Raw genomic sequence first — 24,036 nt, forward strand, 5'->3', positions numbered from 1 at the left:
AGGGTGGCGGGCGGCCATCCGTGTTGTAGGCGTATCAGGTGTCTGGGAGGGCGCATGACCCCGCAAATTGCAACGATTCTTGGCTTGGTGATCATGTTCATCGTCGCCACCGCATTGCCCATCAACATGGGGGCGGTGGCGTTCGCGCTGGCCTTCATCATTGGCGGCGTGTGGGTGGGGCTGGAGGGCAAGGAAGTGCTGGCCGGCTTTCCCGGCGACCTGTTCCTGACCCTGGTGGGCATTACCTATCTGTTCGCCATCGCGCAGAAAAACGGCACCATCGATTTGCTGGTGCACTGGGCAGTGCGCGCGGTGCGGGGGCGCATCGTCGCCATCCCCTGGGTGATGTTCGTCATCACCGGGCTGCTGACCGCATTCGGTGCGCTGGGGCCGGCAGCGGTGGCCATCATCGGGCCGGTGGCGCTGCGCTTCGCCAAGCAGTACCGCATCAACCCGTTGATGATGGGCCTGCTGGTGATCCACGGTGCACAGGGCGGCGGCTTCTCGCCGATCAGCGTGTATGGCGGCATCACCAACAAGGTGGTCGAAAAGGCCGGGCTGGACGTCAGCGAGATGGCGGTGTTCCTCACCAGCCTGGGCTTCAACCTGATGATGGCGATCATCTGCTTCTGCGCCTTCGGTGGGTTGAAGCTGATGCGCCGGCAGGAGCTGTCGCTGGCCGATGCGCAGTACGTGGCGGTTGCCGGCGACCAGGCATCGCACCGCGGCTTCGCGATCGAAGGGCATGGCGCGCTGGTGGCGCCGGGCGGCGGCACCCTGTCCACCGACCCGCTGGCATTGGAGGCGGTGTTCATCACCCGCGACCGCGTGATCACCTTGATCGGCCTGCTGGGCCTGGGCGTTGCTGCGCTGATCTACAACCTCAACGTCGGCCTGGTCTCGATCACGGTGGCGGTGGCCCTGGCGCTGATCTCGCCCAACGCACAGAAGGGCGCGGTGGACGGCATCAGTTGGTCGACGGTGCTGCTGATCAGCGGCGTGGTGACCTATATCGCCGTGCTGGAAAAATCCGGTGCGGTGGACTACATCGGCACCGGCGTGTCGCACATCGGCATGCCGCTGCTGGGCGCGCTGCTGGTCTGCTACGTCGGCGGTATCGTCTCTGCATTCGCCTCCTCGGCAGCGGTACTGGGCGCCACCATTCCGTTGGCGGTGCCATTCCTGATGCAGGGCCAGTTGGGCGCGGCCGGGGTGATTTGCGCGCTGGCCGTGTCCTCCACCATCGTCGACGTCAGCCCGTTTTCCACCAACGGCGCGCTGGTGGTGGCCTCGGCGGCCAAGGAAGAGCGCGACGGCCTGTTCCGCCGCTTCCTGATCTACAGCGGCCTGGTGGTGTTGCTGGGGCCGCTGGCGGCGTGGCTGGTCTTCGTGGTGCCGGGCTGGCTGTGATGCGGTCCGCACGCCACAGCGCAGCGGGGCGCCCACGTAGAATGGGCGCCCCGACCCGATGCCGACAGCCTGCCCGCCATGACCCTCGCTCCTGATTCGCGCGCCTCCAAAAAGCGCGTGCCGCTGTACGAGGAAGTGGCCGAGCGCCTGCGTCAGAAGATCTACGATTACGCGCTGCCGCCGGGCGAGTGGATCGACGAGCCGGCCCTGGCCGAAGAACTCGGCATCAGCCGCACGCCGTTGCGCGAAAGTCTCAAGCTGCTCGCTGCCGAAGGCCTGGTGCAACTGGATGCCGGCCGCGGTAGCCGGGTCACCCGGCTGACGCTGGAAGACCTCAACCAGTTATTCCCGGTGATGGCGATGCTGGAAGGCCGCTGCGCGCACGATGCGGTCAAGCGCATCGATGCGGCCGGCGTGCAGCGCCTGGAAGAGCTGCATGCGGCAATGGAAGCCGCATCGGCAGCCGGCGATGTGGCCGAGTATTACCGCAACAATTACCTGATCCACGAAACCGTGCAGCAGTACGCCGGCAATCCCTGGTTGATCCGGGTGACGCACGATCTGCACCGCATCTTGAAGATGCACCGCGGCCGTCAATTGCTCACGCCCGGGCGCATGGCGCAATCGCTGGCGGAGCATCGCCAACTGATGGACTGCGTGCGACGCGGCGATGCCGAAGGCGCCGAGCGCACCATGCACGGGCACCTGCTGAGCCAGGGCCAGGCCCTGGCAGCGTATGTCGCGGCCGGTGGCATGCTGAACGTACCGGCGCCGTTGCCGCGGGTAGGTGGGGTGTAGAGATTGGCACGGTCCGGGCGCAGCGCCAGGCGCCCCGAGATCCCGCCTTCCTTCCTCCCATCGCAAGAAGGTGCCCGACGGGCGGATGAGGGTATGTCGACACGCATCACCGGCAATGCCCAGCGCTTGCCAATGCGCAGTTCCGCCGCCTAATCCCCGCTCAACGCAAGCAAGTCTTCCACGCGTTCGATCAACCGCGTTCCGGCCAACCCGGCGAACACGTCCGGATGCGCATAGCCCCAGGCCACTGCGGCAAACGGCAGACCCACGAGCTGTGCGGCTTCCCAGTCGGCGACCTGGTCGCCCACGTAGACCGCTTGCGACGCAGTGTGCCCGGTGGCACGCAGCACACGACGCAAGGCGCGTTGTTTGCCCAGCAGATGCGCGCCGCCTTCGATGACGGCAAATGTGGCGCTCAGCTCTGCGCCTAGCGCGCGTTGCACGTTCTCCACGGAGTTGGACGACACCACGGCCAGCCGGCTGCCGCCGGCATGCAACGCGCCCACGGTGTGGGCAATGCCGGGAAACAACGCCACCGGTGGCGCGGCGCGCATGAGCCGGATGAAGTCGGCCGCCACCCATGGCACGCGCCACGCGCTCAGGCCCGATGCCTTGAGCAATTCGCGCGTGCTTAGGCGACGTGCATCGTCGACTTCATGCGCTTGCGCGGCGCGAAAGCCATGCCGTTCGGCCAGCAGCCGCTGGGTGCTCAGGAAAAAACCAAACGAATCGGCAAGCGTGCCGTCGAAATCGAAGATGATCAGTGCGGGCATGGCAACGCGCAGGGCAGGGCGTCATAGCCTAACCAAGGTGGTGCCGGCACCCACGCGCACAGGTCCCCACATGTGCGCGCAGGCGACGTCGGCGGCGACATCGATGTGGCGCGCAGTCGTCAGCCCCGATGGAAAGCCCGCAGCGACCGCACGGCGCGCGTACAAGCCGCAACGTGCCTTGCCGCGCCCGGCGGTGGGCCCCGTCGGTAGTACAGCTGCGCTCAGGCTTCGGCGAAGTGCGGCACGATCGGCGTATCGCTTTGCGCGCTCTGTTCGATCACCTTGCGCTGCATCGCCGCCAGGTACGCGTCCAGCTCTTCGGTGGAGGCGAACACGTCGCTCAACGGCACCGCCTTGACCATGTCGAAGACCTTGCGGATCTGCGGTTGCGGGTTGCTCACCAGCACCTTGCCCTGGCGCGTGGCCAGCGCCTTGCGCGCCTTGAAGATGCAGCGGATGCCGGCGCTGGAAATGTATTCCAGTGCGCTCAGGTCGAGCACCAGCGTGGTGATGCGGGTGCCCAGCAACGGCGACAGTGCCGCGTCCAGGTCCTGGTAGGTGTGGGTGTCCAGCCGCCCGGTCAGAGTGACGCGTTGACGGGTGTCTTGCGGCGGGTCGATCTGAATGGCGAGCGTGGTCATGACAGGGCCTCGGGGACAGGGGCGTACGGGTGCAGCAGGGTGACGCGCACGACGTTATATGCACCATCGCGGCGGTAGTCGATGTGATCGGCGAACTGATGGACCAGAAACAACCCCAGCCCGCCGATGGCGCGGTCGTCGAGCTCGTCGGTCACCTCGGGCATGGGCGCGGCGCAGGGGTCGAAAGCGCTGCCTGCATCGTGCATTTCCAATACCAGCGCCTGCGCGTCCAGCTGCAGCTGCAAACGCAGCGGCTGTGCCGCGCACTGGCCGTGGGTCAGCGCATTGCAGCCGAGCTCTTCCACGATCAGCCGTACCTGGCCGATGCGCTCGGCGTGCAGGCCCTCGAGCGTGAGCGATTGTTCCAGCGCATCGTTGGCGCCCGCCAGCTGGGCCAGCGATGGCGCGATGGCCAAATCGAGCTTCATGCAGTCGTTGCCTTTCCGGGCGCGTCCCGGCCAGCGTGTGCGACCCGCCCAGCATGCTCCTGGCGCAGCCGGATCGCCAGCAGCGTGATGTCGTCGTACGGATCGGCCGTGCCGGTGAAACGGGCGATATTGGCGATCACCGCCTTGCACTGCGCCGCCGCGCTGCGGCGCGGGTGCAGCGCCGTCAGCAACCGCTCCAGTCCGTAGCTGGCGCCGCGCTCGTCCATCGCCTCGGTCACGCCATCGGTGTAGCCCAGCAAGGTCTGCCCTGCGCTCATGCGGCCCTGCAGCACCGGGTAGGATTCCTGCGGCTCGATCCCCAGCGGTGCACCGGTTTCCAGCGGCAACGGGCGCGCCTTGCCATCGATATCGATCAACAAGGGCGGCTCGTGCCCGGCGCTGGCCAGCCAGTAGTCGCCGCTGACCACGTTGATCAGGCCGCACAGCACGGTGGCGAACATGCAGGTCTCGTTGTTTTCGGCCAACCGCGTGGAGGCGGCAATCAAAATCGCGTCCGGGCGCGTGTACCGCCGTGCGGCAATCTCCAGCACGCTCACCGCGCGCGCCATGAACAAGGCCGCCGGCACGCCCTTGTCGGAGACATCGCCCACCACGAACCACAGCAGGCCCGGTTCGGTTTCCACGAAGTGGTAGAAATCTCCGCCCACCGCCTTGGCCGGCTCCAGCCATGCGCAGGTTTCCAGATGCGAACTGGCGCGGTCGAAGGTGCGCCCGGAAGGCAGCATCGCCTGCTGGATCTCGCGCGCAATCTGCAGCTCGCTGTGCATGCGTTCGCGCGCGGCGGTCATCTCGCCGATCTCGGCGATGTGATGGCGGATCGCATCGCGTGCGCTGTCGAAGGCGCGTGCCATCACGCCTACCTCGTCGTCGCGTTCGATGTGCTGCAACGGGTATTCGAATTCGCCGCGCCGGAAGTGCTCGGCGGTGTCCGTCAGTTCTTCGATCGGCCGCGTCAACTTGCGCGTGATCCGCCGCATCAACCACCACCACACCAACGCGCCCAGCAGCGCGGCCAGCGCCACCCACGCCGCCAGCCAGTTCAGGCCGGCCAGCACGTAGCCTTCGGAGGCCGACAGCACGAAGGTCCAGCCGCTGCGCCCCACCGCCGCGCTGTGGGTCAGAAAGCGCTCGCCATCGGGCGCGGTGTGCGAAAACGAAATCGGCTGGCCGGCAGCCACGGCGCGCTGCAATGGCCGCAGATCCGGGCGCGACCGGGCCACGTAGGCCGTGAGCGAATGGCGCAGATTCAGTGCCGGGTCGGGGCTGAAGACCAGCAGGCCTTCCGGCGACAGCAGCATCGTCTGGATGCCGATATCGCGCGGCAGCTGATCGATGATCTCGCGCAGATGCTGCAGCGGCAGATCCACGCTCACCATGCCGACCGGCGCCGTATCCGGTGCATCGCCAGGCCGGCGCAGCGGCAGGTTGTAGCTGGTGTACAGGCCGCCGCCGTTGGCATCCAGGTAGGGCTCGGACCACCATGCGCGGCCCTCGCGCTGGGTGCGCAGATACCAGGGCATCGCGCGATAGTCATAACCCAGTTCCAGCGCGGATTTTTCTGCGATGCGCGTGCCGCTGCGGTGCACGTACCACACAAACCCGCTGTCGCCGGCCTTTTGCGTACGCGGTGCGATGATCAGGCGCGCCGCCCCGATATCCGGGTCGCCGGTGAGCGTGGCCAGCAGCAACGCACGCAGATTGAACGGCTGCAGCCCCACGCCGCTACTGCTGGCGGCCAGCGTGCGCCCGCTCACCTGCACCGAATCGAGCAAGGCCGCCAGGCTGCGCGCGGTCTGTTCGGTCAGGCCATCCACCTCGGTACGCGCCGCCTCCACCAGCTCGGCGCGTGCGCCCAGGTAGAACACCGTGCCCAGCACCGTCAGCAGGGCCACCAGCACTGCGGTGGCCGCCAGCAGCACACGCATGCGCAAGCTGCGGCGCCAGGGCATGCGCGCGGCGACCGATGTCTGGGGTGGCAGTGATCGCGGGCGGTTGCGCATGGCGCATTCTTCGTGGCAGCGGCTGCGCTGGATCATGGCAGCTTTGCTGCCACGCACAACTCTCCCTGGCAGCCTCATCCTCACGAGGTCTCGATTGACCGGCCGAACGCGAGCGGACTAGATTGGCCGCCCACCTGCCACGGAGGCCGGCCTTGCGCCAGATGTTGACCCCAAGCCTGCTGGCCCTTTTGCTTACGGCCTGTCACCCCCCGGAGACCAGCATGACCCAGACCCATTCCCCCGCCACCGAGGCAACTGCAGCAGCCGACGTCCAGGCCGGCGGCCGCGGTCTTGCCAAGGTGAATCCGAGTCCGCGTAGGGCCTACGAGGTCACGCTCACCGTGGACAAGGCGCCTGGCGCGTTTGGCCTGGTGGAGGCTGCGGCGCAATACGACGTCAGCAATGAGCAGGAATGCGGCAAGATCCAGCCCGAAACCGGCACAGCCGGCCGCATCACCAGTCAGGAAAATGTCGCGCTCAAGAAGATTTCCGAGACCGAATACCGCGGCACCGTGTATCTGGATCTGATGCAGGACGAGGACTACTACGGTCGCGGCGTGTGCCATTGGGAATTCAGCGGCGCCAGCGTGTTGCTCAAGGCCACCGGTGCCGAAGAAGACACGCGGTTCTTGTCGTTTATCGAAGCCAAGACGGTGACCGCGCAGCAGGCGGTGACCAAGTACTACTGGAAAGACGGCTATCCGCGCTCGGAATCCAAGAGTTTCCCGGACACCGGCGAGCTCAGCCCGGAGAACTTCAAGCCTGAGATCCGCGACAATCTCTTCACCATCACGCTGGCTGCCAAGGAAGTTGCGCCATGAGTATTCCGTCACCGCAATATGCCGGTTTATCCGAGGACGCCTACAAGGATCGCGCCGTCGGTCGGCGTGCACCGGGGCACGAAGAGATCGTCACGATCGAGGGAGAGCGTTATGCCGTTCTCGATCACGTCAACAATCAATCCAACGGTTACCAGGGCACGGTTTACCGCCGTGAAACCAGTGGCGAGATCGTGGTTGCGCATCGAGGCACCGAGGGCGCGGTCAATGACGTGCTCACCGATGCCACCATGGTCACCTCGCGGACCAATCCACAGGCTGCAGATGCGCTTGCGCTGACCAAGCATGCGATGGACATCGCCAAGGATGTCGGCAAGCGAACCGGTCATCAACCGGAAGTGACCGTCACCGGCCATTCGCTCGGCGGCGCGCTTGCGCAGGTGTCCGCACACCACTACGACCTCAAGGGCGAAACCTTCAACGCGTATGGCGCGGCCAGTCTGAGTTATCGCATTCCGGAAGGTGGCAATAGCGTGATCAATCACGTCATGGCATCGGACCCGGTCAGCGCGGCATCGCCGCACTTCGGGCAGGTGCGCATGTACGCCAAGCCCGATGAGATTACCACCTTGAGTGGTGCCGGCTACAGCAATAGCAAGGCAAACTTTCTGATTCCGGACTACCCGCTGGTTGCTGCCGGCGGGTCGCTCGGAGCGCACAAGCTGGGCAACTTTCTGGGCGAACATTCTGCGCTCAGGGACCCCAACGCGAGCCCACTTGCCGAGCAGAACAAGCGCATGATCGAGGAGTACCGCAGCGATATCGATGGGCTGCGCACCGGTACCACTATCCTTACGCGTAGCGCGCGCGGCCTCGGCCAGGATGCCATCGATGCCATCCGCGGCCCGCTCGCGCCGGGCGAGCCGGCCAAACGCGACGCACGCGAGCATGGCAACGGCCATACCTCCCTGCGGATCGATCAACCCGGGCACGTGGGCAATGGCCTGTTCCAGGATGCCCAGCGCGGCGTGCATGCGCAGGACGCACGTGCCGGGCGCACGCCCGACCAGCACAGCGCGCAGTTATCCGGTTCGCTCGCATCGGAAATGCACGCCGCCGGTGGCCAGCGCATCGATGCGGTGATGATGAGCCCGGATGCCGCACGCACCTTTGCCGTGCAGGGACGTGTCGACGACCCGGCACAGCTGCGCGTGAGCGTGGACACCATGACGGCAATGAATACCCCGCTGGAACAGAGCAGCCAACGCGTCGCCGAAAACGCGGCGCGTCAGTCGGTGGCATTGGAGCAGCAACAGTCCCAGACCCAGCAACAGCAGCAGGGCGCACGCGCCATGGGCTGAGGGGCGTTTGGCGCTGCAGCGTTTGGGTGTGAAGTGACACATCACGCTGCGGCCCATGCCGCACGCCGGCCGGACTTCACATCGCCACCATCGAACATTGCATCAAGACGCCGGGCCTGCCCGGCGTTTTTGCGTTCATTCGCGCAGTCATGCGCACCGCTGCTGCTGCATCTGCACAACAACCGGCCCGCGCGAGGCGTGCAAATGCAAGGTTTTCCTGCATCGAGCTATGCCACAACTCCCCGCACCTATAGCGGCCTCAACCGGGCTGTACGGCCGTGCTTGAATCGCCACGGATTTGCAGCAATGCACGGCCAGGCACATGCCACGCCGCGCACACGCACCAGGCAAGACAGGGGATCAAGCAAGGCGCCAACCGGCGCGACATCCATCGATCGAGGGAGCGTTTCATGACCATCTTTTGCAGGCACTACCACCGTGTATGGCTCATCGTGCTGCTGTGTCTGTGCAGCGCCGGCGTCAGCGCGCAAGGCATCGCCAAAGGCGCGGACGTCAGCTGGCTCAATCAACAGGCCGCCAACAATCCGCCGCAGGTCTTTCGCGATGCAGCCGGCAACACCACCGACTTCATCAAGCTGTTCAAGGATGTCGGCGGCAACGCCATTCGCCTGCGCGTCTGGGTCAACCCGTCCGGCGGCTGGAACGATGGCCGCGACACCCTGGACAAGGCCAAGCGCGCCGCCGCGCAAGGCATGCGCATCATGATCGACTTCCACTACAGCGACAGCTGGGCCGACCCGGGCAAGCAGACCAAGCCTGCGGCATGGGCCGGCCACTCCGTTGCCCAGCTCAACACCGATGTGTACAGCCACACCCAGGGCATCCTCAAATACCTCAAGGACAACGGCATCACCGTCAGCTGGGTGCAGGTGGGTAACGAGATCAACAGCGGCATGCTGTGGAACGAGGGCAAGACACCCAACTTCGCCACCCTGGGCCAGTTCATCAACAGCGGCTACACCGCCACCAAGGCGGTGTATCCCAACGCCAAGGTCGTCGTGCACCTGGCCAATGGCTACGACAACGCCAACTTCCGCTGGTTCTTCGACAACCTGCGCTCGGCCGGCGGCAAGTGGGACGTCATCGGCATGTCGCATTACCCGCCGGTTGGCAGTTGGCAGGATTACAACAGCCGCCTGGACACCAACATGCGCGACATGATTGCGCGCTACGGCAGCGATGTGGTCATTTCCGAGGTCGGCATGGATTGGCAGCAGGCGGCCACCACCCGCGCCATGCTCAGCAACCTGCTCAGCCGCAGCAGCAGCATCGGCGCGCGCGTCCTCGGTGTGTTCTATTGGGAGCCCAACGCCTACCCGGGCTGGCAGGGCTACACCATGGGCGCAGTCAACAACAACGGCCAACTGACCGAAGCGCTGCAAGCATTCTGACCAGCACGCTGCCACGGTGCGGCGCCCGCCGCGGGGCGATGCCCTGGCACAAACCCACAGACCACGCCATCGCGTAGGAGCGCCCCCGGGCGCAAGGGCGTTACCGAGAAAGCCTCTCGCGGCCAGGCGCACTCCTACAATCGGCGGCGCCCGTCGCTGGGATGTGCTGGCGAGGGCACCCAGCTGCACCCACAGACTCCGCCATCGCGTGGGAGCGCACCGGGGCGCAAGGGCGTTACCGAGAAAGCCCCTCGCGGCCAGGCGCGCTCCTACAATCGGCGGCGCCCGCCGCTGGGATGTGCTGGCGACGGCATCCAGCCGAACCCACAGACTCCGCCATCGCGTAGGAGCGCACCTGGGCGCGAGGGCGCCACCGAGAAAGCCTCTCGCGCCCAGGTGCGCTCCTACGGGTGGGCATGCACAGCGGCCCACTCGATACGGCAGCGCCCGGCCATCGCCTGCCGCTGACCCTCATCCTTTGGTCGTACACCGGCAGCGCCCGCTGCGCCGCATCGGCGTTCCAACAGGCACCGAGGCTCCACGCAGCGCACAACAGCGTCCCATTCCATACGCACCCGTAGCGAGGAATGGCAACAGGTGCGTGCGGTACACTTGGGGGTTCACGAATTCACGATGTCGACACACCCGCGGGGTGTGTCCCCCGGGAGCGCTAATGAACTGGTTGAACGAAGTGCTGCACAACGATCCGAACCCGCTCGAGACCCAGGAGTGGCTCGAATCGATCAAGGCCGTCATCGACGTCGAAGGCCCGGAGCGCGCCCATCAGCTGCTGGAAGGCATGGTCGAACAGACCCGCCGCGCCGGCGCTTACCTGCCGTTCTCGCCCACCACCGAGTACGTCAACACCATCTCCCCGGCAAACGAGGCCAAGCACCCTGGCGACTCCGCGCTGGAGTGGAAGATCCGCTCGATCATCCGCTGGAACGCCATGGCCACGGTCGTGCGCGCAAACCGCAAGCCGGGCGACCTGGGCGGCCACATCGCCTCGTTCGCCTCCAGCGCCACGCTGTACGACGTGGGCTTCAACCACTTCTGGCGTGCGCCTTCGGACAACCATCCGGGCGATCTGCTGTTCATCCAGGGCCACAGCGCCCCGGGGATCTACGCCCGCGCCTTCCTCGAAGGCCGCATCAGCCAGTCCCAGCTGGACAACTTCCGCATGGAAGTGGACGGCCAGGGCATCTCCTCCTACCCGCACCCGTGGCTGATGCCCGAGTTCTGGCAAACCCCCACCGTGTCGATGGGCCTGGGCCCGCTGGCCGCCATCTACCAGGCGCAGTTCATGCGCTACCTGGAAAACCGCGGCCTGATCGAGAAGTCCGACCGCAAGGTGTGGTGCTTCATCGGCGACGGTGAATCGGACGAACCCGAAACCCTCGGCGCCATCGCGCTGGCCGGCCGCGAAGGCCTGGACAACCTGATCTTCGTGGTCAACTGCAACCTGCAGCGCCTGGACGGCCCGGTGCGCGGCAACGGCAAGATCATCCAGGAGCTGGAAGGCGTGTTCCGTGGCGGCGGCTGGAACGTCATCAAGCTGCTCTGGGGCGGCTACTGGGACGCCCTGCTGGCCAAGGACACCGACGGTGTGCTGCGCAAGCTGATGATGGAAACCGTCGACGGCGAATACCAGAACTGCAAGGCCTTCGGCGGCGCCTACACCCGCGCCAACTTCTTCGGCAAGTACCCGGAGACTGCGGCCATGGTCGCCGGCCTGTCCGACGACGACATCTGGCGCCTGAACCGTGGCGGCCACGACCCGCACAAGGTGTATGCCGCCTACCACCAGGCCGTGAACACCACCGGCATGCCCACCGTGATCCTGGCCAAGACGGTCAAGGGCTACGGCATGGGTTCGGCCGGTGAGGCGCTCAACCCCACCCACCAGACCAAGAAGCTGGACGATGCGGCGGTCAAGCACTTCCGCGACCGCTTCAACATTCCGGTCACCGATGCCCAGTTGGAAGACGGCCAGGTGCCGTTCTACCACCCCGGCGAAGATTCCCCGGAAGTGCAGTACCTGAAGGAGCGCCGCAACGTGCTGGGCGGCTTCCTGCCGTCGCGCCGTCCCAAGGCCAGCAAGTCGTTCGTCGCGCCCACGCTCGACAAGTTCGAGCGCCTGCTCAAGGACAGCGGCGAGCGCAGCTATTCCACCACCATGTCCTTCGTGCAGAGCCTCAACATCGCCCTGCGCGACAAGGAACTGGGCCCGCGCATCGTGCCGATCGTGGCCGATGAAGCGCGCACCTTCGGCATGGAAGGCATGTTCCGCCAGATCGGCATCTATGCCCCGTTCGGCCAGAAGTACAAGCCGGTCGATGCCGACCAGCTGATGTACTACCGCGAAGACCAGACCGGCCAGGTGCTGCAGCAGGGCATCAGCGAGCCGGGCGCCATTGCGTCCTGGATGGCCGCCGGCACCAGCTACTCGGTGTCGGATGTGCCGATGCTGCCGTTCTACATCTACTACTCCATGTTCGGCTTCCAGCGCGTGGGCGACATTGCCTGGCAGGCAGCGGACATGCGCACGCGTGGCTTCCTGCTCGGCGGCACCGCCGGCCGCACCACGCTCAATGGCGAAGGTCTGCAGCACGAAGACGGCTTCAGCCAGGTCATCGCCGGCTCCATCCCGAACGTGCGTAGCTACGACCCGACCTTCGGTTTCGAAGTCACCGTCATCATGCAGCACGGCATGAAGGCGATGATGGAAGACCAGGTGGACGAGTACTACTACATCACCCTGATGAACGAGAACTACGCCCACCCCGGCATGCCGGAAGGCGCAGCCGAGGGCATCATCAAGGGCATGTACCTGCTCAAGGACGCCGGCAAGCCCAAGAAGGGCGAGCTGCGCGTGCAGCTGCTGGGCAGCGGCACCATCCTGCGCGAGGCCATCGCCGCGGCCGAGCTGCTGGACAAGGACTTCGGCGTCACCGCCGACATCTGGTCCTGCCCCAGCCTCAACGAAGTGCGCCGCGACGGCTACGCCGTGGAACGCTGGAACCGCCTGCATCCGGAGGCCGAACAGCGCAAGCCGTACGTCACCCAGCTGCTGGAAGGCCGCCAGGGCCCGGCCATCGCCGCAACGGACTACGTGCGCGCCTTCGCCGACCAGATCCGCGCCTTCGTCCCGATGACCTACACCGTCCTCGGCACGGATGGGTTCGGTCGCTCGGATACGCGTGCCAACCTGCGTCGCTTCTTCGAGGTCGACCGTTACTACATCGCACATGCGGCGATTGCCGCGCTGGCGAAGGATGGCAAGATGACCGGGAAGGATGTGGCCCGGGCGATCAAGCAGTACAAGATTGATCCTGAGAAGGCTAATCCTGTTGGGGTTTGATTCTCACTCGACCGATTCACCCTAAAGAAAAGCGGCCGATGGCCGCTTTTCTTCTATGGAAACATATAGTTAGCTATCGAGACTGACCCTGTCAGTCGGGAACATGCACTCGGGAACGATCGGAAATGGAATTCTGCATCTATCTGGTGGAAGTTGGTTCGGCGGCCACGGACGCGGTAACCCCTGAAGATGGGAAGGCTCTTCCCCCTTCGGTAGCTGGCGAGCTTGGGGACCTTTGGGTGTTTCCTAAGGATCCGGCCCCGCCTGAGTGGGTAAGCGCCGTTTCAGCCAATTGGCCGACCGCCGTTCTCGACGGAGTAGTCTCTGCCCGGGGCGGCGCGATCGCGAGCATCGAGGTTGCAGGTCGCGTTTTCCTCATCACCTTCGGCACAGGCTATCTACGAGTCGACAAGGAATACATCGTCCGCGATTTTGGGAGGCGCACGGTGGTCAACTGCGTGGATCAGGATGAACTACGCCAAGTGTCTCGCCAAGCAATCGAGGGTAACTACCTGCAAGCGATTGAACAAACGCCGAAGTCAGCAAACATTGGAGCGTACGGAGTTGACGCCGACCGAGATCTCCTCAAGGGATTGGCTGGAATTCCGAGAAAGAAGGCGTTCGGAGACTTTTTGGCGGGATCCGACTCCCTGCGAGGAAGGATAGCTGGTGGCCTGGAACATTTAGCAAAGATTCTCAGGCTCTACCTAAAGGCGTACAACCAGAAAAAGATCATCTCAGATGACTTGAAGTGGTTTGATCGCGTAGCTCGCGAGACAAAGTCAGCCATTATCCACGCGCTAGAACAGCGGCTCGATAGGCGGTTGATGGGCATTATTCGGGGAGGTGAAGTACTGCTTCTCCTTCCAGAGTTCATTGATATATCGAAAACGCCAACGTTCTCATTTGATAGGATCGGAACAGTAGTCGCGCCTGCAATCTACGAAGATCCATCAGTAGGAGACTGGGTTGATTGGCGAGCTTCCCACAAGACTAAGCCTGCGACTTACGCAATCTCAAAAAACGATAGGATGTACTTGCACGTAGATGGGGTCAGCAATAAGGCAAGTTACACCGTCGCGCGCTGTCTCAATTGGGTTGCAAACTATTCGGGCAGTACGTACATGCTGCACGACGCAACCTGGTATCGAATTGACCACGCCTTTGTCAAAGATCTTGCGGCTTCCCTCAGGGCTATATACAAGAGTAGCAGTGGGATAGCTTGGCCAAAATACACTGGTGGCTCCGAGGGAAAGTACAATCAGGACGCAGTGTTGTCATTCGCCCCCAGCAGCTTTGAGCTCTTGGACAAAAGCAACATTACGCTGCCCGGCGCACGTACCGCCATTGAGCCCTGTGACATCTTCGATCCGCGCTCAAAAACGCTCGTGTATGTCAAAAGGAAAAAATCCGGATCGGAAGGTCTGGGGCACCTTTTAATGCAAGTGCTTGTGGGAGTGGAATCGTTTATGTCGCATGACGTCTCCATGCGAAATGAAATTCAAAAGAGACTTCCCCAGCCAAGCATGTTTCCAGTCGATTCCGAGGTGGTGTCTACGGAATGGACGGTCGTTATCCTCATCTGTGGGGTGAGTGCCAAGCGGGGTTTGCCGATTCTCACGAACGCCATGCTTCGAAAGGTTGTTAATCAACTTAAAACACGCTACGGAGTTAAGGTGTGCATTGAGTACGCCTGAGAGGGGCTACACAGTTATTAGTGCCGAAACGATTTTGGCATCCCCCAGGGGCGCGAAGTATGGGTGCGCGCTCTTTCAGCAAATCCTGCAAAACGCAGGCGATGCGCGAGGCTTGTTTGTATGCTGAATGTTGTGCGGACTGCGCGACATCACGGAAGTTAGAGGCGCTTTGGGTCCGAATAAAGCAGGTTGGTGGGGAAGCTGCTTGCAGTACTCGGTTATTTTATAGATGGATCTTGAAATATCGCAATGGGAAATAACGCTCAGGCGGATGGCTTTTTCTATAAGGCGTTCAGGGCGGCAAATGAGTTATTTAGTCGCCCCTGAAAAACCCCCAGACCGCATCCATTGCAAGGCTTGACCTGCGTTTTAGGTGTGCTGGAATTGCCAGTTTTCGTTACTCTACGAACTTGTTTCTGGCAGTTTTCGCCCATGCGTACACGCCGTCCCGCCGCCGAGCAATTGCCTGCCGATGAGTTGTTTCGTTCGCGTCTGGAGAACCAGATCGACTTGCGCCATCCACTGGTCCAGCTGAGCCACCGGCTGCCGTGGAGTGCGTTGAAAATAACTGGGTCAGGTTAACTTATCAGTCAATAACGGGGTCAGGTTAACTTATCACTCGGCGGTGTTCGGTTTGCGTGGCCGATGAGCGGGCCTGACGCCTGCAAAGCGGTGGGTCTTGGCTTCGACCATTGCGCGGAAGGCGTCGTGGCCCAGGGCTCGCTGCTGCTGTAGATGAAGACGAATGTTGGCGAGCAGTTCGTCGGAGAGGGCTTCATCGAGCAGAGCACGGTAGGCGTTGGATCGCTCGATCGGGTCGCTGCCTAGCGCAAGCCAACAGGGATGTGGTGTCAGTGCGGAGTGCTTGCGTTGGCCTAGGTTGGCTGGGCAGCTGGACCAACGATACGCCGCCGGGTTGTCGGTCAGGCGAGCACGCACCGGATTGAGCTCAATGTAGCGATAGCAGCGAAGGACGTAGTCTGCACTGTCAACAAGACATGCTTTGTACCGACCTTCCCATAGCGTACCCGTGCGCCCGTGGCGGCCATTGAACAATGCGACGTAGTTTCGCCCAAGCCGTTGCATCAGTTGCCCGATGCGTCCCGCTGCAGGTGGCGTGACTAGCAAGTGCACATGGTTGTCCATCAAGACGTAAGCGTGCAGCTGGCAGCCTGTGGCGTGCAGGGCCTCATGCATCAGGTGCAGATAGCGCAATCGATCGCCATCATCCAGAAAGCACGGCAAGCGGTTGTTCCCGCGCTGCACGATGTGCTGCGGGATGCCGGTAAGGTCCATGCGTGTGAGTCTGGACATATCACAACGCGTGCAGCCAGCTGATGGTGATGATAGCGGGAGGCCATCCAAATATTTGAGTCAGTCGCCTGAAATTTGCTTGAAAAGTGAACCTGACTCCGCTAGGGCCCAGCCGTGTATGGCACGTTAATTACTCTTTGGCCCGCTAAAATGAGATTTTGATCATGTATTTAAATTAAATGCTATTTTTATGCTTAAGTTAGGAGGCCATATGCCGCTATCGCATGCGATACGCGCGAAGAGAATTAGATGAGAACGGAATTAGCTTACAGCGAAGAATTTAATGACATCATCAACGCGGAACGTGCTTACGAGCTCTATTGGGCGGATATCATCACTGATAAGCGAGCATTTTGCTGCCCAGGCGAGGCCTGTCCAGCACGCTACACCTGCGCGAATTTAGACACGCCTGAGCTGGAACTCAAACAACAGCCGCACTATCGTGTCCAGCGTGGCTACGATACTCACACAGCTGGCTGCCCATTTGAGGGGGATGTCGAAAAAATTGTGGGGTCGGGAGTTGGGAAGGGACGAAAAGCGGACGCGGGTTCGCCGGCACCGGACCGATTTCTCATGAGTCGTCCTGCAGATCACTTTAAAGCCAAAATTGCAATTTCTGGTGGAACCGGCGGATTACGAGGTCATGGTGTTGGGGGCGGAAGTGGTGGACTTCGCAGTAGACGTACAGATTTCTACTCAGTGGCAGCGCTTGTCTCACGATGGACTAAAGCAAGGACCGCCGGAGTAGACGCAGACCAGACTATCCGGGTCGGTGCTAATCAAGCTATCACCTACAAGGAGATGTTCGAGTGTATTTTTTCTAAGCGTCCCCAACTTAGTGGAAAGGACCGCGTTTATTGGGGGACCGCTTCTATCGCGGAAGAAGAGAAGGGGTTTAGAATTAAATTTCGTGACGCAATTGAGTCCGTTCTGCCTGGGCCTAAATTGCCACGAAAGGTTCGTCCTTCGCTAATGATTTGGAGGAGTGATTTACAGGCTTCAGAGATGAAAAAGTTACACGCAAAGCGTCTGATGCGATTCGCGTCAAGCGGTGAACCTTGTGTAGTCTTTGTGTACGGTGTTCCGTTGGTAACAAAGGGGAAGGATGAGAGTGGTCTCTACGTAGGTTTTAAGGTGAAAAATCTGGATCTTATTGATGTTGAATCAATGGATATATACGAGAGAATTAAGCGCCCGCCTGCCAAGTAGGGTTTTTAGAATATACGGCGGGATTTCTTGTTGGGATCGCTCAGATGACTGTTTAGCGTAAAGTGCTGACGGGCTTCTTCGTGATGGGGGATGCAGGTGGATCCTTGATAGGGGTTTTGAGGAAATGGATGCAGTAATCAAGCAATTAGTACAGGCCGGTGGTCTATCGTTAGCCGTTCCGATTATAATCATTGTGCTAGGAAGCATCCTAGTGAAGGGTGGATTCAGTCTGCATCGATCGCGGAGCGCAGACCGAAAAGATTTTCTCGATGCGTTCAAGGATATAGAGGGGCGCAGCGACCTATGGCTATGTGTAAGTGTTCGTCATCTGTTCGGGAAATATCTGCCTACAATTTTGATTCGTAAGCTGATGGTTAGTCAGAATCCTGGTAGAGCACTACTTGACGTCTCGGACGGATGGAGCCTTTTTACGTTCGACGTGGCGACATCGCAGGTACATTGGCGTAATCCAAAGAACATCAGTGCGATCACTCGAAAGCGCAAGGTGCTGATACTAAATGTGGGGTATTTCTTGCTGGGCTGCCCAGGACTTTTTCTGGCCTACTGGATTGTGACTGGAAAATTGGCTCAGCAGTTCGCAGTCGTGGCTTGGGTCTACGTTGCATTGGCTGCCATCGGCGCAATTACCTGTTTGATCAACGGCGATCAGCTGAAAGATGCTGGTCGAGCTGCAGGGTGGTTGGAAATCGGGGGCTAGAAATTTCGGCCAATATCTATCGATTTCCGTCGACTGCAGGGAATACGGTTTATCGTAGACCCCTAGATTTTGAAGCGATTTTGCCTGTGCCACTCCAGGTAAGCTTGGTGTGGCCGCAGTTCTAAATCCTTAGGGAGGATGAGGCGACGATCCCTAACGATCAGCCTGTCGAGTTCATCAGGCACTCCTTGTGGCGATACGAGAATGTCGTAAGTTGGAGAGATGCAAATAATGGGGTCAGGTTAACTTATCGGTCTACGGTGTTCGGTTTGCGTGGCCGATGAGCTGGCCTTACGCCCGCAAAGCGGTTCGTCTTGGCTTCGACCATTGTGCGGAAGGCGTCGTGGCCCAGGGCTCGCTGCTGCTGTAGATGAAGGCGGATGCTGGCGAGCAGTTCGTCGGAGAGGGCTTCATCGAGCAGGGTACGGTACGCGTTGGATCGCTGGATCGGGTTGCTGCCAAGCGCAAGCCAACAGGGATGTGGTGTCAGCGCGGAGTGCTTGCGCTGGCCTAGGTTGGCTGGGCAACTGGACCAGCGATACGCCGCCGGGTTGTCGGTCGGGCGAGCACGCACCGGATTGAGCTCAATGTAGCGATAGCAGCGAAGGACGTAGTCCGCACTGTCCACAAGACATGCCTTTTACCGACCTTCCCATAGCGTACCCGTGCGCCGGTGGCGGCCATTGAACAATGCGACGTAGTTTCGTGCAAGCCGCTGCATCAGTTGCCCGATGCGTCCCGCTGCGGGTGGCGTGACTAGCAAGTGCACATGGTTGTCCATCAAGACGTAAGCATGCAGCTGGCAGCCTGTCGCGTGCAGGGCCTCATGTATCAGGTGCAGATAGCGCAATCGATCGCCATCATCCAGAAAGTATGGCAAGCGTTTTTTCCGCGCTGCACGATGTGCTGCGGGATGCCGGGAGGGTCGATGCGTGGAAGTCTGGCCATGGCACAAGACTCGCAGCCAGGCATTGGTGCTGATAGCGAGGAAGCCCTGTCGAAAGTTGAGGCTGTAGCCTGAAATTTGCGTAGGAAGTGAACCTGACCCCGTTAGCGCCCGATACCTTGATCGCTGCGTTGCCGGCGTCGACGACATACCTACCAGTCGTCTATCGGGTGGGAGCATGGGGCTGCGGTAAGAATAGGCAAGGGTTGGGGGCGCTATGTAGTAGCTTTGTAGCGGCAAGGCCGGCAGAGATTCCAAGAGCAATCATGAGCACTGCAGCGTACTGGCGACGCGATCCAGGACTCACTGACGCGGGTGCCTCGTTGTGTTGCGTCCTCCTGGTAAGCATGTCGAGCTGTCGGGCTGCACTGTCCCAATCATTGCAATGAACTAAAACCTGATGCACTTCATCGGCGTCATTTATCTGCACTCTGTACAAGCGCTTGCTAGTCTCGTGATCGATTCGAGATTCAGTGAGCATCAAAGTTAGCGAGTCGCAGAGTATCTTGTCCGTACCCGAGTAGAGGATTTCCATGGAGTGAACGCTCCCATTGGGCCGTGCAGAAAAAAACGCTGGCGGCTTGAGTGAATAGTGAGATAGGTAGCTGCATGACCGACTGAATATTGCAGTCACGAATTTTATTGCTAAGACTAACGCGGTCAGGTTGACCTGACCCGCTAGAACAGACTTAAAACTAAGGTGCAAATTTTTCTTCTGTATCCACGTAAACCACCAATACCTCTTCGCCCGCATAGGGCACGGTGACTTTCGGCATCCAAAGCTCAGCTGGTGGTATGACAGCTTTCGCCATCGCATCGCACCTAGCACTAATGCCACATCTGCGGATGGCAATGCGCAAGACGCCGCGGTCACTTAAAAAATCAACGCCGGGAGAATAAAATTGGCTTTCCGCCGGCATGCGATAGGTGATTTGGAGCGAGTTGGATCCCACCTTTGCAACTTTGACCGGCTGCACATCACTCTTCCTATAATCAGATCGCAGACTTACTTCTGCAGAAGCAGTCGAGATTGATAGCGAAAGTAATGCTGTCCCAAAAATGAGCCTAATTTTCATATCTAAGTTCATGCCAAGGTCTGGGATCCGTCTAGAAACGTTAGCACCTGCCATCTCGGTAAGCCAAAGCTAACCTCAAACGCCGGAAGCGAGCTACTTGCAAAGTGTTTCAATACTTACGTGTTGTCTCTGCTTGGCTGGTCGAAAGGCTGCTATGACCCAGGTCAATCAGACTTGCAACCTTGGTGCATCTTGCTTTTGACTCTGTTCCTGAATTTCAGCACTCATCGCGAGTGCACATGTCTGTTCGGCAGACTGCACGCGCGCTTGGCTTTGCTCAACCGAACTCTCCACCGCATCTGCCGTGCGCATTTGCTCACGGTGGTACACGGAGGTGGAAGGATCTCCCTGGACCAGGAAAACGTACTCGCCGGCGGCTGCCCGGGTGCCTGCTTGGCCAAGCACTACGCTGTCTACACGTTCCAGTCCCTGCTCTTTGGCAAGGGCATACAGGCTCCAGGTCATACGGTCACTTGCCGCATCGGGAGCACGATTCAGCGAATGATCGATCCGATGTACGCCATCCTGGATTTGAGAAAACATGGGATCGCTAGGCGATGGAGCCTGCGCGCTGAGCTTGAAACCATCGGATGATCCACGCGACGGCGCGGCCGGATCCTGTGGTATCAATGGCTGCCCACTCGTAGGAGGCGCGATTCTACGATCGTCCGCATCGAACCACTGCTTGCCGTCAAACCTGTATCCGCTGCGTACCGATGCCGCGCCGACGTCTTGATAAAGGTCTTCCCCAAAATCCGGGGCGTTGACTGTCTCACCTTGTGCGTTCTTCGGCAGAACAGGTTGAACGCCGCTGGCTTTCAGCAAGTTGCTGACAACGCCGTTGCTGTTGTTGTGCAGCGGGGAATATTCCAGTTGTGCGTGATTGATCTGATCCCCAGCCTTCAGGGCAGACTCAAGTTTTGTGGATAATTCCTGGTCAGAACCGCTCCAGGCAACGATGCGCTCGTGGCGTTCGCCCGGTGCGGGCCAGTCTGGTGCGGTGACTGTCGCTTTCACGATGTTGCCCTTGGCATCCCTCGCAAGAGCCGGCTCGGAGGGATCCAACTGGTTCAAAGGCACTGGCTCGTAGTTGCCGTCTTGTTTGAGCCGGTACCCAATTTCATAAGGGGCAATGTAAGGGGCTGTTTCAACTCGAATGTGCCCAAATTTCTCCGAGCCAAGAACTGTGCTCTCGGCAAAGTTCGCCAAGTCATTTCCCTCGGCTCTAGTGTCGGGTCCTCCACGTACTACGGTCTGGCTGCCATCCGATTTCTGAAAGAGCAGGTAAAGATGGCGGCGGTCACCAGCAACCTCGCTTGCCCCCACCAAAATTGTCGCCTTCCTCTGCTCATCCATGACTTATTCCTCAATATCTTGCGGTGCTCGATTCACTACCAGTTTGCTCAAGTAGATCCCGTCAGCAGAATGAAAGCCCACCATCCAGGTAACCGGCACAGCTGGCGCTGTCACCGATGGCTGCGCCTCTTTCACGGCAGGGGAAAGCGTGCACATTATTGACGCTTTGTAACCTGCGCCAGGAGAGCTCAACGCTTGGCAGTGAAATCCTAGATCCTCAAGGTTTTTCTGCGCGGCCATAATGGGCGAGCCTACCGGGTTGGCGGCTTGAAGCTGCTGCCTTGCTTTCGCGGCAGACTGCTGAGTATTAAAACCGGGCCGTGAGTCTTGCTGCATGGCAGAGCACCCTGATATGAAGAAGAGACTAGCAGCTGCTAGCAATGCTAAAGAGCTAAGGTTGGCGTGAGGATTCGTTTGCATGACTGACAGCTCCAACGCAATCACACAGATGGTCATCCATGCGTAGTTCGGTTGCAAGTATGCGCCCCAAGAGATAGCGGAGCTATGAAGTTACAGTGGCGGGCTGACCTGACCTAGCCTGGCCCCAATCTTATGCGTCAGCTGCTGCTGCGCCTTTCTCTTTGCCCTTTAGCGCCATGTCGAGCAAGTATTCATAGGTCTGCAGTTTACCCCTGGCCGACGTGGCAACCCAGCAGATCATCCAGAAGAACAGCAGGAAAATCCCCACTATTGCTGTTAATGGAGACATCGCTAGAGGATTGCCACCAGCGCGCAGAACCAGGAAGAGCGACGCCGCAACCGGCAGAAGGCCTAGCTTGTCGATGCTTCCGGCCAATAGCGCAATGCGGCCCGCACGGCGTGTATGGCTGTAGCGAGCGTGATCCAGCATGATCTGCAGGGTTGCTGCCGGATACTTCTTCAGCCAACTCACCTCCTGCATAAATTGCTCTAGCTGATGATCAGTGCGCATTGCTTGATCTACTGTCCATCGACGTAGATCACTGACTATCCCATAGATGCTAATTATCATCAGGATGCCTAGCGCTATCAACGCAACCCAGAAGCCAGCCGTTGCTGCCTTCTTTAGCAACTGGGGAGGAACATTGGTAAAGCTTAAGAACGAAGCAACGAGGGTCAGGGCGATTCCTAATGCCATAACGATGGCGGCGCCGCGCACGAGGCGGCTTGGGCTGGCAGTGTCGGCAGGAAACTCTGGTAGCGCGCGCAGGCGTTCTTCTAATGCCTTGAAGGTCAAGGGCACGATCGGTCCCACATCGCTACTTTCCATGACACCTACCATCGTTGGGTGATACGGCAAGATTAAAGGTGTCAGGTCTACACAGCCAGGTAGAAGTGATGGGACGGCGCGAAATTTCTTTCGTAGTGCATCCGGTGCAAGCGTAGCGGGCCTGTGACCTCAAATATCTGATCACACAGATCGTGTGTCGCTACTTTTCGGATCTGCCTTCTGAGCACAGATGGCCTCGGTTGACATCGCGATTGGTACGTTGCAATCTCCAGCCTAAGGAGCGTCGAAACTCCTCACACAGCGGTACCCACCTCCGTCAAACCGGTGGGTTTTTTGTGCCTGCATCCTGCAGGTACAAGCCGACGCGATGCCTGCGTCGGGAGGGCGGCTAATACAACACCCGCAAGGGAAATACGCCCGCCGGCTGTGTGCGGTTTCGAACCTCCCGACATCCCGTCGCCGTTGGCGGCGGTTCTTGGGTTGTTCCAGGAGGGCGTTGCCATGTCTACCGCACCATCCATGCCGGCATCTGTGCCGGTTGATCTATTGCCAGCTTCCGCTCACCGCCTGCTGTTAGATGTAGCCGAGGTGCTACGCCGGCTCGTCGCACGCGCAGCTGTTGAGCAGGCGAGCATCCATCCCGCGCATCCGCTGAGTCGCCAGCTTGGTGCGCTGCTGCACACCTTGCGCCGCCGGGTCGCGCGCAGTGCTGGGGGGTGCAGCAGCGCGTTGCCGCATCCACCAACCACCAGCCGGAGGTGCCATGACACGCCGCCGCCCACCCACGGCATCTGCCAGCGCACGGCCCACCCGCACGCGTGCGCGCCCCACGCCGCCCAAGCGCGTGCAGTGGGTCGTGGTGGAACCCGACCGCACCAAGCTGCCACCGATGCTGCCGCCCGACCCGGACGTCTCTCCGCAAGGCCCCGGCACGCTACGCGCAGCCCGCCGTGCCCGCCGCCCGCGCCAATGCACCGTCAGCTACACCCATTACCCCGGCGCCCACGACCACGCCGGCGACCAGCACGTACCGCACGTCCGCCTCAGCGGCCTATGGCTGGAACAACTGGGCTTTGCCATCGGCACCAAGCTGCGTATCACCGCCAGCGCGGGGCAGCTGTTGATGGAGGTGTTGCCACCGGTGGAGGTGCCGCTGTAGCCGCGGTGCTAGATGTTGCCCACGCAGCATGCAAGACAATCCGTCCAGAGGCATAAGACACGTGCTGCGTAATGATGTCTCTGCCTGATTAGTGCTTAGCTATAGTGGTCGCGCGCCTTCTATCAGGCTTGCGCGCCGACCATGACTACTGAGTAGAGGTAAGTATGCGGATGTTGACTGCGTTCCTTTCAGTTTCCCTTCTATTGCCTAGCTGCAGTGCGGTGTCAGCCACCAAGGCGCGGCACTCCATTGCATATCCCACAGAACTCCAGGGGATGTGGGATCTGGGGCCACAATCGTGCAAGCTACCCTTGAATCCTGATTCTGATTCACCCATACGCATCGAGAAGACCCGGCTGCGTGGGTA

Annotated in this window: 22 protein-coding genes; 11 read left to right on the forward strand and 11 right to left on the reverse strand. The window is 60.7% G+C overall.

Going from position 1 to position 24,036, the window contains the following annotated elements:
- The first annotated feature begins 54 nt into the window (after positions 1-54).
- Both ACCQ07_RS02855 and ACCQ07_RS02860 read left to right on the forward strand, forming a co-directional pair.
- A complete protein-coding gene (locus tag ACCQ07_RS02855; protein ID WP_011346235.1) occupies positions 55-1,410 on the forward strand; it encodes an SLC13 family permease in 1,356 nt (451 codons plus the stop codon).
- A gap of 78 nt (positions 1,411-1,488) precedes the next feature.
- On the forward strand, positions 1,489-2,208 hold the full coding sequence (locus ACCQ07_RS02860; protein ID WP_008576608.1) for a GntR family transcriptional regulator: 720 nt from the start codon (positions 1,489-1,491) through the stop codon (positions 2,206-2,208).
- Positions 2,209-2,357: 149 nt separating this feature from the next.
- Here ACCQ07_RS02860 and ACCQ07_RS02865 read toward each other — a convergent pair whose 3' ends face one another.
- The 4 genes from ACCQ07_RS02865 to ACCQ07_RS02880 form a co-directional block, all read right to left on the reverse strand.
- Positions 2,358-2,981: an HAD hydrolase-like protein gene (locus ACCQ07_RS02865; RefSeq protein WP_008576610.1), complete on the reverse strand. Its 624-nt coding sequence runs from the start codon at positions 2,979-2,981 to the stop codon at positions 2,358-2,360.
- A gap of 221 nt (positions 2,982-3,202) precedes the next feature.
- Positions 3,203-3,622: an STAS domain-containing protein gene (locus tag ACCQ07_RS02870; protein WP_008576612.1), complete on the reverse strand. Its 420-nt coding sequence runs from the start codon at positions 3,620-3,622 to the stop codon at positions 3,203-3,205.
- Positions 3,619-4,050: an ATP-binding protein gene (locus ACCQ07_RS02875; protein ID WP_007969522.1), complete on the reverse strand. Its 432-nt coding sequence runs from the start codon at positions 4,048-4,050 to the stop codon at positions 3,619-3,621. The genes ACCQ07_RS02870 and ACCQ07_RS02875 overlap by 4 nt, the downstream gene beginning before the upstream one ends.
- Complete coding sequence (locus tag ACCQ07_RS02880; protein WP_011346239.1) at positions 4,047-6,155, reverse strand: SpoIIE family protein phosphatase; 2,109 nt, start codon at positions 6,153-6,155, stop codon at positions 4,047-4,049. Before ACCQ07_RS02880 ends, ACCQ07_RS02875 begins: the two co-directional genes overlap by 4 nt.
- 137 nt (positions 6,156-6,292) lie before the next feature.
- Here ACCQ07_RS02880 and ACCQ07_RS02885 point away from each other — a divergent pair, with 137 nt between their 5' ends.
- The 5 genes from ACCQ07_RS02885 to ACCQ07_RS02905 all read left to right on the forward strand — a co-directional run bounded on the left by ACCQ07_RS02885 (position 6,293) and on the right by ACCQ07_RS02905 (position 14,681).
- Complete coding sequence (locus tag ACCQ07_RS02885) at positions 6,293-6,892, forward strand: hypothetical protein (protein WP_029818546.1); 600 nt, start codon at positions 6,293-6,295, stop codon at positions 6,890-6,892.
- Positions 6,889-8,211: an XVIPCD domain-containing protein gene (locus ACCQ07_RS02890; RefSeq protein WP_372363767.1), complete on the forward strand. Its 1,323-nt coding sequence runs from the start codon at positions 6,889-6,891 to the stop codon at positions 8,209-8,211. The genes ACCQ07_RS02885 and ACCQ07_RS02890 overlap by 4 nt, the downstream gene beginning before the upstream one ends.
- Before the next feature lie 410 nt (positions 8,212-8,621).
- Positions 8,622-9,623 (forward strand): glycosyl hydrolase 53 family protein, encoded by a 1,002-nt coding sequence (locus ACCQ07_RS02895; RefSeq protein ID WP_014089250.1) that lies wholly within the window; start codon positions 8,622-8,624, stop codon positions 9,621-9,623.
- Between the two features lie 673 nt (positions 9,624-10,296).
- Positions 10,297-12,984: a pyruvate dehydrogenase (acetyl-transferring), homodimeric type gene (gene aceE, locus ACCQ07_RS02900; RefSeq protein ID WP_218499212.1), complete on the forward strand. Its 2,688-nt coding sequence runs from the start codon at positions 10,297-10,299 to the stop codon at positions 12,982-12,984.
- Positions 12,985-13,109: 125 nt separating this feature from the next.
- Positions 13,110-14,681 carry a DUF6119 family protein gene (locus ACCQ07_RS02905; RefSeq protein WP_372363768.1) on the forward strand — a complete coding sequence of 524 codons (1,572 nt, stop codon included), beginning with the start codon at positions 13,110-13,112 and terminating at the stop codon, positions 14,679-14,681.
- A 615-nt stretch (positions 14,682-15,296) separates the two neighbouring features.
- On the opposite strand, the gene ACCQ07_RS02910 is transcribed toward ACCQ07_RS02905, so the two are convergent.
- Positions 15,297-15,995, reverse strand: a complete 699-nt coding sequence (locus ACCQ07_RS02910) for a transposase (RefSeq protein ID WP_372363769.1) — start codon at positions 15,993-15,995, stop codon at positions 15,297-15,299.
- Positions 15,996-16,244: 249 nt separating this feature from the next.
- Here ACCQ07_RS02910 and ACCQ07_RS02915 point away from each other — a divergent pair, with 249 nt between their 5' ends.
- A complete protein-coding gene (locus ACCQ07_RS02915; protein ID WP_372363770.1) occupies positions 16,245-17,204 on the forward strand; it encodes a hypothetical protein in 960 nt (319 codons plus the stop codon).
- A 124-nt stretch (positions 17,205-17,328) separates the two neighbouring features.
- Positions 17,329-17,922: a hypothetical protein gene (locus ACCQ07_RS02920; RefSeq protein ID WP_372363771.1), complete on the forward strand. Its 594-nt coding sequence runs from the start codon at positions 17,329-17,331 to the stop codon at positions 17,920-17,922.
- 247 nt (positions 17,923-18,169) lie between these two features.
- On the opposite strand, the gene ACCQ07_RS02925 is transcribed toward ACCQ07_RS02920, so the two are convergent.
- Together ACCQ07_RS02925 and ACCQ07_RS02930 are read right to left on the reverse strand one after the other, a co-directional pair.
- Positions 18,170-18,550 carry a transposase gene (locus tag ACCQ07_RS02925; protein WP_372363772.1) on the reverse strand — a complete coding sequence of 127 codons (381 nt, stop codon included), beginning with the start codon at positions 18,548-18,550 and terminating at the stop codon, positions 18,170-18,172.
- A 12-nt stretch (positions 18,551-18,562) separates the two neighbouring features.
- Positions 18,563-18,802 carry a transposase gene (locus ACCQ07_RS02930; RefSeq protein WP_372363773.1) on the reverse strand — a complete coding sequence of 80 codons (240 nt, stop codon included), beginning with the start codon at positions 18,800-18,802 and terminating at the stop codon, positions 18,563-18,565.
- On the opposite strand from ACCQ07_RS02930, the gene ACCQ07_RS02935 reads away from it, so the two are divergent.
- Positions 18,716-18,943 carry a hypothetical protein gene (locus tag ACCQ07_RS02935; protein WP_372364182.1) on the forward strand — a complete coding sequence of 76 codons (228 nt, stop codon included), beginning with the start codon at positions 18,716-18,718 and terminating at the stop codon, positions 18,941-18,943. The two genes, ACCQ07_RS02930 and ACCQ07_RS02935, sit on opposite strands and share 87 nt — an antisense overlap.
- A gap of 620 nt (positions 18,944-19,563) precedes the next feature.
- On the opposite strand, the gene ACCQ07_RS02940 is transcribed toward ACCQ07_RS02935, so the two are convergent.
- The 4 genes from ACCQ07_RS02940 to ACCQ07_RS02955 form a co-directional block, all read right to left on the reverse strand.
- Positions 19,564-19,956, reverse strand: a complete 393-nt coding sequence (locus ACCQ07_RS02940) for a hypothetical protein (protein ID WP_228735347.1) — start codon at positions 19,954-19,956, stop codon at positions 19,564-19,566.
- A 156-nt stretch (positions 19,957-20,112) separates the two neighbouring features.
- Positions 20,113-21,300 (reverse strand): XVIPCD domain-containing protein, encoded by a 1,188-nt coding sequence (locus ACCQ07_RS02945; protein WP_372363774.1) that lies wholly within the window; start codon positions 21,298-21,300, stop codon positions 20,113-20,115.
- A 3-nt stretch (positions 21,301-21,303) separates the two neighbouring features.
- Positions 21,304-21,720, reverse strand: coding sequence for a hypothetical protein (locus ACCQ07_RS02950; protein ID WP_108702759.1), 417 nt, complete (start codon positions 21,718-21,720; stop codon positions 21,304-21,306).
- A gap of 130 nt (positions 21,721-21,850) precedes the next feature.
- Positions 21,851-22,549, reverse strand: coding sequence for a hypothetical protein (locus ACCQ07_RS02955; protein ID WP_223866300.1), 699 nt, complete (start codon positions 22,547-22,549; stop codon positions 21,851-21,853).
- A gap of 724 nt (positions 22,550-23,273) precedes the next feature.
- Here ACCQ07_RS02955 and ACCQ07_RS02960 point away from each other — a divergent pair.
- Positions 23,274-23,669 carry a SymE family type I addiction module toxin gene (locus ACCQ07_RS02960; protein ID WP_029818555.1) on the forward strand — a complete coding sequence of 132 codons (396 nt, stop codon included), beginning with the start codon at positions 23,274-23,276 and terminating at the stop codon, positions 23,667-23,669.
- Positions 23,670-24,036: the final 367 nt, after the last annotated feature.

The sequence above is a fragment of the Xanthomonas sp. NCPPB 3583 genome, assembly GCF_041475715.2.
GTDB lineage: Bacteria > Pseudomonadota > Gammaproteobacteria > Xanthomonadales > Xanthomonadaceae > Xanthomonas > Xanthomonas euvesicatoria.